Source organism: Ruminococcus sp. NATIVEDY160 (assembly GCF_045819885.1).
GTDB lineage: Bacteria > Bacillota > Clostridia > Oscillospirales > Acutalibacteraceae > Ruminococcoides.
The window spans coordinates 2025888-2038401 of the sequence record NZ_CP162391.1; the positions used below are offsets into that span (position 1 = coordinate 2025888).

11 protein-coding genes and 3 pseudogenes are annotated in these 12514 nt (G+C 47.8%); 4 read left to right on the plus strand and 10 right to left on the minus strand.

Annotated features, from left to right (window positions below; translation table 11 throughout):
• Positions 1-8: 8 nt before the first annotated feature.
• The 6 genes and pseudogenes from AB1I49_RS10005 to AB1I49_RS10030 all read right to left on the minus strand — a co-directional run bounded on the left by AB1I49_RS10005 (position 9) and on the right by AB1I49_RS10030 (position 6031).
• Positions 9-1298, minus strand: a complete 1290-nt coding sequence (locus AB1I49_RS10005) for an ATP-binding protein (RefSeq protein ID WP_407720897.1) — start codon at positions 1296-1298, stop codon at positions 9-11.
• 677 nt (positions 1299-1975) lie between these two features.
• Positions 1976-2071 (minus strand): annotated as a pseudogene (locus AB1I49_RS10010) (small, acid-soluble spore protein, alpha/beta type); the annotation flags it as partial.
• Between the two features lie 479 nt (positions 2072-2550).
• The gene (locus AB1I49_RS10015) at positions 2551-2670 is read right to left on the minus strand and encodes a small, acid-soluble spore protein, alpha/beta type (RefSeq protein WP_407720898.1); all 120 of its coding nucleotides are present in this window, start codon (positions 2668-2670) and stop codon (positions 2551-2553) included.
• Between the two features lie 213 nt (positions 2671-2883).
• Positions 2884-4332: pseudogene (locus AB1I49_RS10020) on the minus strand (alpha/beta fold hydrolase).
• A 117-nt stretch (positions 4333-4449) separates the two neighbouring features.
• On the minus strand, positions 4450-5364 hold the full coding sequence (locus AB1I49_RS10025) for a hypothetical protein (protein ID WP_201427242.1): 915 nt from the start codon (positions 5362-5364) through the stop codon (positions 4450-4452).
• Positions 5303-6031 carry a hypothetical protein gene (locus AB1I49_RS10030; RefSeq protein ID WP_407720899.1) on the minus strand — a complete coding sequence of 243 codons (729 nt, stop codon included), beginning with the start codon at positions 6029-6031 and terminating at the stop codon, positions 5303-5305. Before AB1I49_RS10030 ends, AB1I49_RS10025 begins: the two co-directional genes overlap by 62 nt.
• Before the next feature lie 101 nt (positions 6032-6132).
• Here AB1I49_RS10030 and AB1I49_RS10035 point away from each other — a divergent pair, with 101 nt between their 5' ends.
• Entirely contained in the window at positions 6133-7536 is a 1404-nt protein-coding gene (locus tag AB1I49_RS10035) for an IS5 family transposase (protein ID WP_407720900.1), read from the plus strand.
• 266 nt (positions 7537-7802) lie between these two features.
• Here the strand turns inward: AB1I49_RS10035 and AB1I49_RS10040 are convergent, their stop codons facing one another.
• A complete protein-coding gene (locus AB1I49_RS10040) occupies positions 7803-8600 on the minus strand; it encodes a response regulator (RefSeq protein ID WP_201427240.1) in 798 nt (265 codons plus the stop codon).
• Complete coding sequence (locus AB1I49_RS10045) at positions 8581-9342, minus strand: sensor histidine kinase (protein ID WP_407720901.1); 762 nt, start codon at positions 9340-9342, stop codon at positions 8581-8583. The genes AB1I49_RS10040 and AB1I49_RS10045 overlap by 20 nt, the downstream gene beginning before the upstream one ends.
• Between AB1I49_RS10045 and AB1I49_RS10050 the strand changes: the two genes are divergently transcribed.
• From AB1I49_RS10050 to AB1I49_RS10060, 3 genes and pseudogenes are all read left to right on the plus strand, one after another.
• Positions 9314-9727, plus strand: a complete 414-nt coding sequence (locus tag AB1I49_RS10050) for a hypothetical protein (protein WP_407720902.1) — start codon at positions 9314-9316, stop codon at positions 9725-9727. The genes AB1I49_RS10045 and AB1I49_RS10050 overlap by 29 nt on opposite strands.
• Before the next feature lie 41 nt (positions 9728-9768).
• A pseudogene (locus tag AB1I49_RS10055) lies at positions 9769-10224 on the plus strand (right-handed parallel beta-helix repeat-containing protein); the annotation flags it as partial.
• Positions 10225-10635 (plus strand): hypothetical protein, encoded by a 411-nt coding sequence (locus AB1I49_RS10060; protein WP_316611993.1) that lies wholly within the window; start codon positions 10225-10227, stop codon positions 10633-10635.
• Between the two features lie 166 nt (positions 10636-10801).
• Here AB1I49_RS10060 and AB1I49_RS10065 read toward each other — a convergent pair whose 3' ends face one another.
• Together AB1I49_RS10065 and AB1I49_RS10070 are read right to left on the minus strand one after the other, a co-directional pair.
• Positions 10802-12007 (minus strand): S41 family peptidase, encoded by a 1206-nt coding sequence (locus AB1I49_RS10065; protein WP_407720903.1) that lies wholly within the window; start codon positions 12005-12007, stop codon positions 10802-10804.
• A 171-nt stretch (positions 12008-12178) separates the two neighbouring features.
• Positions 12179-12442, minus strand: coding sequence for a hypothetical protein (locus tag AB1I49_RS10070; RefSeq protein ID WP_407720904.1), 264 nt, complete (start codon positions 12440-12442; stop codon positions 12179-12181).
• Positions 12443-12514: the final 72 nt, after the last annotated feature.

Here is a 12514-nt window from a genome sequence, read left to right on the forward strand (position 1 = left end):
ATCACACCTTAATCCTTTAAGCATCCGATCGGAATAACAAACACTCCGTCTTCCCGCCGATATCCATACTGTGTGCCGGTTATGACGATTTTCAGATCAGGCAGTCTGAGAGGACACTGTTTTTCCCGTTCGTTATAAGCGTTAATCAGATTCTCGATTTCGACCAAATGCTCGGCGCCTTTTTCGATTTCATTTGACCCGAGTTTAAACTCTAACAGAGCGTAGCGCCCGTCATCCAAATGAAGAACGCCATCCGCCTCCAAGCCGTACCGATCACGGTAATATGACATCTCGCCGTACATAGAGGAAGAGTATATTTTCAAATCCCTGACGCACAGTGACTCAAACAAAAAACCAAGCGTTTTGAAATCTGTATTAAAGTAATCGGGGGATAAACCCATCGCTGCAACAGCAATAGAAGGATCAATCAGATTTCTTTTCTTGGAAGAACGAATGACTGTTTTGGAACGGATAGCAGGACACCATGCGCTGATATCATCGATGATGAACAGCTTTTCAAGCGCATGGATATAATCATAAATAGTTGGATCGCTGATATCATAGTTGGCTTTTACATCACCGAAAACGGTTTTGGTTTCAGCAAGCGTACAAATGTTTCTGCTGTATGACTGCAGGATCGCCCTCGCCCAGTTGGCGTTTCTCTTCGTTCCGTCGATATTGGAAATATCAACCGAGTAGGTCTGTCGATACAGATCCTTTGCTATCTCCAGTTTGGAGCGGATCGTCTTGTTCATCAGCGCCTGAGGCCAACCACCCCGGCATATCGCAAAGATGATATCATCGATCGTCATCTGCGACTCACAACCTTCAAACGATTCGGGATGATTGAACAACTCCATCAGCGAGACGGTTCCGTTGGATTCTTCGCTCTCATACAAACTCATGGGGTACATTTGAAGCTGACTGATACGAAGCGTTCCGGTATGTGCGGTTTGAATGTCGCGCGATGAGGAACCGGTCAGGATATACTGACCGTTAAGCCCGGTGTCATCGATATCCTTTCGAATGGTTCCCCATAGCTTTGGAGCATCCTGCCATTCATCAAAAAGGCGGGGTTTCTCACCGATCAGCAGTTTTTTGGGAGCAGCCTGCGCGACTGCTAAAAGATTATCACGCACCTCTTCATCCTGAAATTCGACGAAGCTTTTTGCTTTTTGTTTGGCAGAGGTTGTCTTGCCGCATCCTTTGGGACCTTTGATCAGTGTTGCGCCGAATGACTCCAGCTTGAGATCAAGAAGACCATCTACGATTCTCTTTTTATAATCCTTTTTATCCATAGCATCCTCCATGGTTTATATCATATCCATTATAACGCGTTATACTATCCGTGTAAAGATATTTTAATAGATTCCACTAAATTAATTTAAGATATCTGAGATAAAACGTTTAATATATTTGAGATAAATAATTTAAGAAATATGACAATATATGTTTATCAATTAAACAAATCAATGCCGGATATCGACATTGGCGGCTATTGAATAAGAAGTTTATGGTTCTGAAAATTGGTAAGTAGATATCTGTCGATTATCGTGAGATTCAATCATAGTAGCAATCATTTGACCTGAGTACCTACGAGTATGATTCTCCTGTTATTCAGAGTCCATTGATTGAAAACACGGTACTTTTACCGAATTTTTTCTACAAAAAGAAATATATCGAGATGAGAGATTGTTATGCTAAGATATTATAAGAGTATCCTTATGATAAGAAAATCAATACCGCTGAATAGGATTTTTTCATCTTCTATGAAAAAAGAATTGAACAGCTAAAAACTCAGGGGACAGTCTTGCGTTTCTTTCCCCTGAGCGATATCTATTTGTAAGGATAATAATGGCTTATTGATGAGGTTATTCAAACATTACACTGCCAATCCGTATGTATAAATCACCCTCTCCGCGTGCTCATAACAAGTCTGATTATTCCTGATGATTTCAGCTTGTCGTACGTGACACATTACGTTTACCATCTGACCGCCGACGGAACCTGCTTCTCTTGAAGAGAGGTCGCCGTTGTAGCCCTGCTTGAGGTTTACGCCGACTTCCCTTGACGTTCAATCACATCAAAAACTAAGCGATTTTTGACGGTAAATCATCCTGATTAAAAGCTCTTTCGTCTTTGCCGATGGTTCCGATAAACCGATATGTGATTTTCACATCTTGTCTAAACGGAATACTGTGCGAAGCTACCTTATAGCCATCGGGCAGTATCTTCTCACCGACTTCGATTCGTTCAATATTATATGAATCACCTTCCCAATAGTTAGGGAGATCATTCATAGATGAGTTGATTTCTCTTGCAGCACTGTCGAGTTGTTCGATAGCTCCATTGATTTTTGCGATGCAACTTTCGATACCAGCTCTTTCTACGCGAGTATCCTTTCACTTTTTAGTTGTTAAACATATCTGATTTGCAATTTATGGCAACAAAAAAAGAGCCGATTTGTATTTCTACAAAATCAGCTCTTTTTCGGCTTTCTATTATGTTATTCTTATGTTTTTTGTGAAGTTAAGTAAACAGCTTTTGACATTAAAAATTATTTTTCTTAATATGGTTTTGAACGCCCTCGTCGTTGGCGCACTCCATCTTGAAACGGTTCATGGCTTCCTTTGCCTCGGGTACGTTGATCTGATTATTATTGTTTGACATGGTTTTTTCTCCTTATTTCTATCTCAAGCGGCGGATTGCCTTCGCAATTTGTCGCCGCATTAGTAGTGTTTGGAGAAATTCATTTTTTATGATTTGTAAATATTGTCAGTTATTATACGGTGACAAAACGAAGGTGCTGTTCGGGATAATCCGTGCTGCCGCGTGAAAACTCCCCTGCCTGTGCATCGCTCAGGTTCAGGGGAGCTTGTTGTATTATTTGTTATTGTCCGATTCGATAAACCGTAGAATATCGTTATACACGCGCAGCTTCTCTTTTTCGTGAAGGATATCGTGGCGCATGCCCTTGTACAGCCGACAGCGCACGTCGGTGTATCCGATGTTTTTCATCAGCCGCATCGCTTCCACGAATTTTCGGCGGGACAAGGTGCATGGGTCGTCCTCAACGGAGAAAAACCTCACGGGCATATCGGGATTTTGAGGGGTGTAACCGCCCGTATACGCGAGCATCGCCATTCTGAGCATCTCCTCATAGCCGTTCAGGGTGAAGTTGAAGCGGCACAGCGGGTCGTTGTTATGCTCGATGACGGCTTCACGTTCGGAGTTTGTCTGGGCGTTTCTCAACCCCTCGTATCTGTACTTTCTCTCATAGGAAACACCCATGATGAGCTTTTTGGCGAGCGGAGAGCGTGAACGTTTGCCTTCGATCGCCTTTAACAGCTTCAAGACGCGCAGACCTTTTTTGATATTGTCGGAGCGCGACGGAGAACCTGTGAACCTGTGAACCTGTGAACCTGTCAGGCAGAGCTTGCTGATATCCACGTCATATTTTCTGATGTAGCAGCGCGCCGCAAGCGCGCCCCTGCTGTGACCCAGCAGGGTGACCGGAAAGTCCCTTCTGCCGCAATGTTGAGCCGCGTAATTTTTGATGTCCAGCGTGATCTCGTGCAGATCCTCCACCAGCGCGGCGGTGCCGCCCTGATAAAAATAACCTCTGTCCTATGGGTCGATAATACTTTCGCCGTGTCCGCGGTGGTCGTTGATGATCGTCAAAAAGCCGTTGGATGCGAGAAAACGCATAAAAGCGATATAACGCCCTTTGTGCTCATTTTTGCCGTGTACCAGCTGAACGATACCCCTGATATCCTTATAGTTTTCCCACGCGTCCAGTTGATTAGTGATCTCGCCGAGCGTCCGATCCTCATCGGACAAGTCCGCGTTTGCGGGCTTTTTGGTGTTCCTGTCAAAATAATTCTGCGCGGCTGTGCCGTAGTTCAGCATTGATTTTACCAGCGGAGCAACCTTTGTGAATTTCCAATTGCCTTCCGCGTGCGAGAGCAGAGCATCCGCGTATTCCTTGACGGAATAGGTGTAAACGGCGCCCGACTTGCCGCTTTCGGGGTCAATGATCTGCGCCTTGATCTCTGACGTCATTTCCTTTGCCGCGACATCGCACTGGAACACGTAACAGCCGTCCTTCCGTTCGGCTTCACTCACCGGAATCGTCTCGGTTTCGGTCTTGTCGCCTGTGGGAATGGTGAACTGTATATACGCAGTTTCGCTTGCCGCGATTTCGGGATCAATCTCCATATAGAAGTTTACGCCGACGTCGCCTTCAACCGAGATTGAACGACCGACAAGCCTTGTGCCTACGCCGTCGGCATATTCAAATCCTCCGCTGATCGTTACATTCTCGGCGGGCATTGTGAGAACGCCTTCATTGAGGGCACCCGCGCTTGCCTTATATCCGCTGAAGATATAGCCTTCCGGAGTATCCGGGTGGCTAAGTGTGAGCGATACTTCATCTTCCTCGCCCGCGTATCAGGTACCGTTGTACTGCAAGCCGCTGTTGTTTTTGCAAGCCGTGATACCGCTTACTTTGTATTGAGTCTCTTCGCCGCTGAGAGCAAGGGTGACGTTCTCTCCGGCGGTGACAGAGTATCCCAGCTTTCCCTGATTGTCGGAATCCTCGCCGAGCGCACAGAAGTAGTAGCTGTTGTTAACAGAAGCAATGCTTCGGGCAAACACGGCGCTGCCGGTGCCGCTGACAGTTACCGATTCAGGCGCAAAAATACTGTCGGAGATAGTGATTTGTTTGGTACGCCAGCCGACAAAGCCGCCGCAGTTGTTCGTATCAGCTCCGAGGAGACTTCCGATAAAGGCGCAGCCTTCCAGCGTGATATTGCCGCCGTTCTTGCTCTGGACACCGATAAAGCCGCCGTGTGTGCCGTCGCCTTCTACGCTGCTGTCAATCGTCACACTGCAGAGGCAGTCTGTGAGATTACATACGCCGCTTGTCTCTGCCACAAATCCTGCCGCGAACTTCGCTGAGGTTTTGATGGTACCGTCGACGGTGCAGCCGGAAATGTTGAACGTTCCGTTATTGATCTTGCCGACATATCCCGCGGCATATTCCTTATTGGTATCAATGTCAATATCCATCGTACAGTTTTCAACGTTCACTTCACCCCAGCACTGACCGATCAGTCCTGCAGCGTGTTTGCCGCTGCCCCTGATAGTGCTCTTGACATTGAGGTTTTTGATGGTGACGGGAACGTCCGGATCATCCTCCGAACTGTCGGCAGGCTTGGTGACGCTGACATAGCGGAACGGGGCGACAAATTCGTCGCTGCCGCTGCCGTTGTAGTTGAAAGTCAGCGTATGTCCCTGTCCGTCAAAAATACCGCAGAAGTCGTGCTTGCTGTAAGCCCGCCTGTTGGCTGACGGTGATGTCATTCTCGAGATAGACGGTCTCGCCCGAGAAGCGGTTATACGTATCATTATCACCCAGGCGGCTGCAGAAGGTGTTCCAATCGGTCTCGTCTTTGATACGATACTTGCGCTCCAGCGTAATTGTGTACTCCCCGTATCCGTTTACGTTGCCGGGATCTTCCTCATCATAGTATTTAAGATCCAGGCTAACGGTAGCGTCATACGAATACCCGTCCGGCGGTACTGTAATGTTTGGTTCTACAAGATTCAGCTCAATTGACGGCGGGGTAAAACCTGGGGGATATCGAAATACCGGAGTCGCGCGATCAAAACCATAGTCGGTAGTATCAGACCCCCTGGCAAATTGATCGTAAAAATTATCATTTACGCAGAAGTGGAATTTGTACTTTTTGTTGGGAGTCAGGTCTTTGAAGGTATACTGATACAATTTATCCGACACCTTTGTCATTTTCGCAGACCCGCCCTCTAATAAGTGGGGGTCTTTGCCGTCATCGCGGACGTAAATCGATTCGATCGGATCATATTTATACTCCGGAGGCACGGAAGCCCCCACTTCAGCATCGTCGAACGATTTGCCTGAGTACGCCTGCACATCCGTCTGATTGACTGAAGCTGCTTTCACAAATACCAACGAGAAAACAACTAAGGTAATGTAAACTGAATAACCCAAAACCTCCGATAAATACTGACAAAACAGCGAAAATGTGGTATAATAAATGCAAGGAAAAGAGCGGAAAAGCCGCAAAAAGCTTGCATTTGGAGATGAATGGGATGTATAAATTCGACAACGGACAGATAAGTTTAGAGGATTTCGGGCAGCCGGTTGGCATGAATCTGAAAAATAGTAACCGCTGGGTGAAGCGTGCACAGACGATTCCGTGGATAGAAATTGAGAAGAAATACGCAAAGCTGTTCTCAAATAAGAAAGGTAATGTTGCGAAATCTCTTCGCCTCGGTCTCGGCGCGAGAATTATTCAGGCGGAGTACGGCTACTCCGACGCCGAAATCCCGCTTCAGATTCAGGAGAATCCATATCTTCAGTACTTCTGCGGCTACAAAGCCTTTGACGACAGCAAGCCGCCGTTCGATTCGTCCATGATGGTATATTTCCGCAAGCGCTTGACTCCTGAAATCATCGGAGAAATCAACGAAATGATTATCGCGGCAGAGCAGGCGAAGATTGAGAAAGAAACCAAAGAAGAATCTGACGATTCCGATGATGATGACAAGAACAGCGGAACAATGATAGTTGACGCCACCTGCGCACCGTCACAGATTTCCTACCCTCAGGACGTATCCTTGCTCAACAAAGCGCGTGAGTGCAGTGAGAAAATCATCGACGAACTGCATGTGAAGGGTGAGCAAAAGCCGCGTACTTATCGCAAAAAGGCGCATAAGGACTACACGTCATACTCCCGCAGCCGCAAGCCTAAAGCAAAACAAACACGCAAAGCAATCGGCAAGCAGCTTGGCTATCTCAAAAGAAACATAGGCAGTATTGAAAAAATGCTTTCTTCGGGAAAGGAAATCCCGATAAAATTCAAAGAAAAGTTTTCCACAATCCAAACAATTTACAATCAGCAAAAAGAGATGTATGACAATCATACTCACAGCGTTAAAGACAGAGTTGTCAATCTGAGCCAACCGTGGCTTCGCCCGATAGTAAGAGGAAAAGCCAAAGCTAAGGTTGAGTTCGGTGTAAAGCTCGACATCAGTGTCTGTGGCGGATGGACGCGATTGGAACGCCATAGTTTTGACGCGTACAACGAATCAACCGGTTTGCAGGATATGATTGAGCGATACAAAGAGCGCACAGGGCATTATCCCGAACGCATTCTTGCGGATAAAATCTATCGAAACCGAGATAATTTGAGTTTCTGTAAGCAGCATAACATCAGACTTTCGGGAGCGGCTCTCGGCAGACCGAAAAAGGACACTGAGATTGACAAAAAACAGAATTACATCGACGAATGCGAGCGTGTCGAGGTTGAGCGCAAATTCAGCCTCGCCAAACGCAAATGCGGTATGGGTATGATCGTGACAAGATTGAAGAAAACAACTTGCCACAGCATCGCTATGTCCGTCCTGCTCCTCAACCTGAGAAAGATTGAGAAGCTGAGGGCGGAGATGTTATCGTTGCTTTTCCGAAGTTTGAAAGTTGCATTTATTCAGTAGGCATTAAGGTAACAACGATACTCAATGCAAGCCAAATTGAAATATTGCGCTTCATATTATCCTCCTTTACTTATTTCATTTCGGACTAAGCCTTTTTTAACTAAAACCCTACCCCATTATATTTTATCAATATTTGAGCAAAAAGTATTTGAGCAAAAAGTCAAATACTTCTGTATGATTATTCGCAAATAAATTATGCTTCGCAGGTAAGCAGCGCATTTTTCAGAGCTGTCATCGCCTGATTCTCCATACTGCGCAAAGGCAGATTATTCGTCATAGCCGCCGTAATCATCATACAGAAAATCACCCCAGTAATACTGGCTCATATATTCGTTCTGATAGGCATTTACCGCGCCCGCGTCTAGCTCCCGAAAGCGGTAGTAATCACAGTCGAGCTTGTCGACGTCGACCGCAAGGGCGTTGTAGCTTTTTACGATCGCGTCTCCCGCGCCGACCTTTTTAAGGCTTTTGTTCATCGCCGCAATCAGCGTTTGAAGATAGCTCTGCTGATTTTTGCCGTAGGGCTCGTCCTCAAAAAGTGCCGCGGCGATTTCTCTTGTAGAGCAGGAGCTTCCTCGGCGGTGAACCAGATAGGCGAAAATCTCCTTTGAACGGCTCCTTTCAAAGTGAACATGGCTTCCGTCAGGGGTAAAAACGTCAAAGTTACCGAAGCACTGAACCCGAAGAAGCGCGTTTTTACGGGGAATTACGGGAAAGCGCAGATCCTCCAGCTCCGCTTTGACCTCCGCCGCCGTGACAGGCTTCATGATATATCCCGACGCTTTCATATCCATCGCGTCGCCCTTGTACTCCGAAAAGCCCGTGACAAAGATGATATTCATTTTAGGGTTGATGCCCTTAAGCGTTTTCGCCACCTCAACGCCCGTCATTCCGCGCATATGGATATCGAGAAAAGCAACGTCGCAGCCGCCGCTTTCCGCCTCGGCAATCAGCTCCCTTTGCTTGGAAAAGGTCAGGATCTCCGCCTCCGGCTTAGCTTTTTCAACCGCGAGCTGCAGCATTTTCAGAGCGAGCGGCTCATCATCAAGACACAGTATCCTCAAAGTTTTGTCCCTCCTTCGGCAAAATCACCGTGGCTGTCGTGCCCTTTCCCACGGCGCTTTCAATTTTTATCTCACCGCCGCACATCTCTTTTATGCGGCGCTTTGTATTATCCATTCCCACGTGCGTGCGCCCGTCGTCCTTTATGGGCGCCGAAACGTCAAAGCCCAGTCCGTCGTCGGAAATAATCACCTCAAAAGCGGTTTCGGTTTCGCGGGTGGAGATCTTCACGGTGCCGCCGTCCTCCGCCATGCCGACGCCGTGCTTTACGGCGTTTTCCACAAGCGGCTGAATACTGAGAAGCGGCAGACGGAAATCCGTCGCTGTGATGTCATACTCGATGTTCAGCATATCGCCGAACCGCAGCTTTTCGATATACAGATATTTTTTGAGGTGTTCAAGCTCCTGTTCAAATGCGACCGGCGAGCTCTGCCTGAGCGAATCCATATTGCCGCGCAGATACTTCGCAAATGTCACCGTAGCCTCCTGAGCGGTGTCGGGATCTATCCGGCACATCATGGCGATCGACGTAAGCGCGTTGTACATAAAATGCGGCTGGATCTGGCTGACCATTACATTTACCCTTGCCTCGTAAAGTTCCTTTTCCATGGCGATATGCTCCTTTTCGCGCTTTGTCACCAGCACGCCGAACACCAGCACGATCGAAATCAGCATGGCGCAGTATTCGGTTGAAAGCTCAAAGGAGTAGAGGGTGATGATCTGGTTGAACACGGGTATCAGCACAAATGACGCGGTGATCAGTCTGTCCTTTACGGGAACCTCGGACACAAAAAAGCCGATCGTCGCAATGACAAGACCGATCAACCGCGGTACGGTATATCTCTACAACGGAAAGATAGCCAGATATAAGGCTGACAAAGGCGAGGAAGCATATCGTGAACATCGCAAGAACAGCTGCCGCAATTACCGTTGCCTTGAAACAGCAAAGTTTCTCAGATATGTTGAAAATCAGTTTTTCGATGAAGGATGGTCTTTGGACGCCGCTGTAGGTCACGCAAAAGCCAACGGACTGTTTTCAACTAAAGAAATGGTGTGTACCAAAACGCTGTATAACTATGTTGATTCACCCTCAACATCACCGATTCAAGCGGGAACAGCGGCTCCATAAGCGGCATTCAGCTTAACGGCGGCACCCTCAATCTCAACGGGATCACCGTCAGAGACGCGTCGGATTCCGGCGTAGAGAATAACGGCGGCAAGCTCAACGCGGACAACTGTACCTTCACCAACAACAGCAAGACCGCGGTTTATCTCTCCAACTCGAGCGCGGATATCAAGCACTGCAGCTTCACGAACAATACCGCAGGCAGCAAAAACGGCGGCGCTATCCGCTTCTTCAAGAGCGTAAATCTTAAGGAAGTCTCCCTCAATGTCAGATGCTGCGACTTCACCAACAACACCGCAAACGAAGGCGGCGCGATCTACGCTACATATGACGCATCGATCAGAGACTGCACCTTCAGGAACAATTCTTCGACCGGCTGCGGCGGCGCAATCTGCTTCGACTACAGAGGCTACGGTTTATGCAGCTCGCTGTGGCTCAGAGGTTCGACCTTCACCGGCAACAAGTCAGGCAAAAACGGCGGAGCGATCTACTGTGACTCAATGAACTATCTCAATCTTTGGGACACGACGATCACAGACAACGAAGCCAAGAACGCCGGCGGCGGACTATACGCTCAGAAGGGAAGCGCTTCCTCCTGCGACCCCGAGATCAAGGGGAAAATCACCATCACCGACAACAAACTCTCGAACGGCACAGCCAGCAACGCGTTCCTCGGCGAGAACACTACCTCCAAGTGCATCTTCACCATCAGCGAGAAAATCGATCCCAGCTCCAGAATCGGCATCACAAGCCCCACCTCTGACAAGACCCTCGATGTTGTAAAAATCGCCAACAAGACCGCTTATGACAACACGAAGAATGTTTTCAGCTACGACACAGGCGCTTACAGAATCAACAGATACAAGGGCACCTTTACCAGCTGCTACTGGGTAGAAATCAAGAAGAACTGACAACACCAAACTGTCGAATTTTATCCCTCATATCCTGACATGATAAAAAACAGCTGCAACAATCAAAAATTGTTGCAGCTGTTCCTTTATTCCGCTAAAGTGTATTTCTTTCAATTTGCTCCGTAGAAGTCTAACAATCCCGGTATCCAAAATATCTTACAGCTTATTACTTCGCGTAGAAATCATTGATCAGATTTGACAGCAATGTGAGATCGTAGAAATCCGAATAGTCCTTTTTTCCGTCAGCGCCGGTTTTGACCAGCTCAACGTCAGGCGTGATACCCGCGTCGATGACCTCGCCCGCGTCGTTAGCCAGACGCATCTGATAAGATGAGATGTGGTAATAAAAGCCGTCAGCAGTGTTCAGTCCGAGAATCGTGCAGGCGCCGCCTCCCGAGCGCTCGCCCAGAACCAGGTATCCCCTGTCTCTGAACATCGACGGGAAAAGATTTCCGCAGGAATAAGATTCATGGCTGACCAAAACGGCAAAGTTGAGATCATAATGTACATCCGCGTCCGCCTCGTCAAACTTTCCGTCGAAGTTGCGGTCGATGAGGAACTTCTGATCGATGCTCTGTCCCTGGAGAACGCTCTGATATTTCAGCAAGCCCTCGCGCTCGCCCGTGATCAGGCTGATAAGTCCCAGAAGAACATCGGCGCTGCCGCCGCCGTTTGTGCTCAGATCGATAACAAAATTATGGATTTCGGGGTCATTCTTCGCCTTGTTCATCGAGGAGATCAGCCCCATGAATACCGTTTCGTCATAATCATCAAAGCTGCCGCCCTTGGCGTAGTACTCCTTCCATGGTTCCTTATCTGCCACAAAGCCGTTCATGGAATAGAATGCAGTATCTCCCTTGGTGAAATAGTGTCCGTCGCCCAGCATCTCTCTGCGCAGATCCATCATTCCCATAAGATTGTCAAGGGTCGAGGGCACGCGTGCCATCACTTCTGCCATATCTGCAATATATTTGTTATACGAATTTTGACCCGACAATTTTGCACTGAGCCATGCACGTGCCGGGTTCGAGTAGACGTCGCCGTGCGAAGCGAGATACATCGACGTGTGTCCGCCGTCTTCAACCAGAGTGTTCAGCCGGATCATTGCCATGAAATAGTCAACCCAGTCCGTGCTGAGCAGCAGCTCCTTTGTGCGCGTTCCGACGGGTCCGAAGTCCTTGAGAGCCTGATCCAAGCCGACCTCCTCGAGCGCAACGTCCTCATACAGGATTCCGCGTCCGGGATAGCCGTAGAGCTTGTCGAATACAAAGCACAGCTCGCCGTAATTGAAGGCGGCAAGCTCCGCGTCGCGCGTATGCCTGCACAGGATCGGGTCGAAGTACTCGGGGTCACGCATGTACATATAGTCCATGTCGTTGTCCGCGTTGACATAAGGGCACCTCTAAAAATATAGAGTTGTGCAGAGGTGCAGATATTTTATAGTAGATTATTGTCAAAACGACGAAGTCATACTGACGTATAACAAGGAGTTTTGGCAAGAATATGCTGTGAAAGATTTGTGCCTATGGGCGGCTGGATATTTTTAGAGGTGCCCATAAATATTTATGCCGTTGTAGCTTGAATAGAGGTAATCCATATTCGCGAACATATCGGACAGTGTGCCCAGCGGGAAATACACCTGACCGCCGTCAGCTCTCAGGTCGATGCCGTACTTCTCACCAAAGAGGAAGTCCACCGGCTTCGGCGCGTTGGAGTACTCCGCTCCTACGACCTGAATAAAGGGTGTATCAAAAGTGTAGCAAATTAGCGTGATTTGTTTACTTCTTTGGAATTTCAGATAAATCACCAAAACAGCACATAATGATTTGTGTGATTTGCACTACTTCTGTTTTATCATCGGTATCGCGGCGAATAAACA

What these genes read in the sequence shown, in the direction of transcription:
- AB1I49_RS10005 (WP_407720897.1), bottom strand. Translation starts at nt 1,298, where the DNA reads ATGGATAAAAAGGATTATAAAAAGAGAATCGTAGATGGTCTTCTTGAT.
- AB1I49_RS10015 (WP_407720898.1), bottom strand. Translation starts at nt 2,670, where the DNA reads ATGTCAAACAATAATAATCAGATCAACGTACCCGAGGCAAAGGAAGCC.
- AB1I49_RS10025 (WP_201427242.1), bottom strand. Translation starts at nt 5,364, where the DNA reads ATGACATCACCGTCAGCCAACAGGCGGGCTTACAGCAAGCACGACTTC.
- AB1I49_RS10035 (WP_407720900.1), top strand. Translation starts at nt 6,133, where the DNA reads ATGTATAAATTCGACAACGGACAGATAAGTTTAGAGGATTTCGGGCAG.
- AB1I49_RS10050 (WP_407720902.1), top strand. Translation starts at nt 9,314, where the DNA reads ATGATCTGGTTGAACACGGGTATCAGCACAAATGACGCGGTGATCAGT.
- AB1I49_RS10060 (WP_316611993.1), top strand. Translation starts at nt 10,225, where the DNA reads ATGAACTATCTCAATCTTTGGGACACGACGATCACAGACAACGAAGCC.
- AB1I49_RS10065 (WP_407720903.1), bottom strand. Translation starts at nt 12,007, where the DNA reads ATGGACTATATGTACATGCGTGACCCCGAGTACTTCGACCCGATCCTG.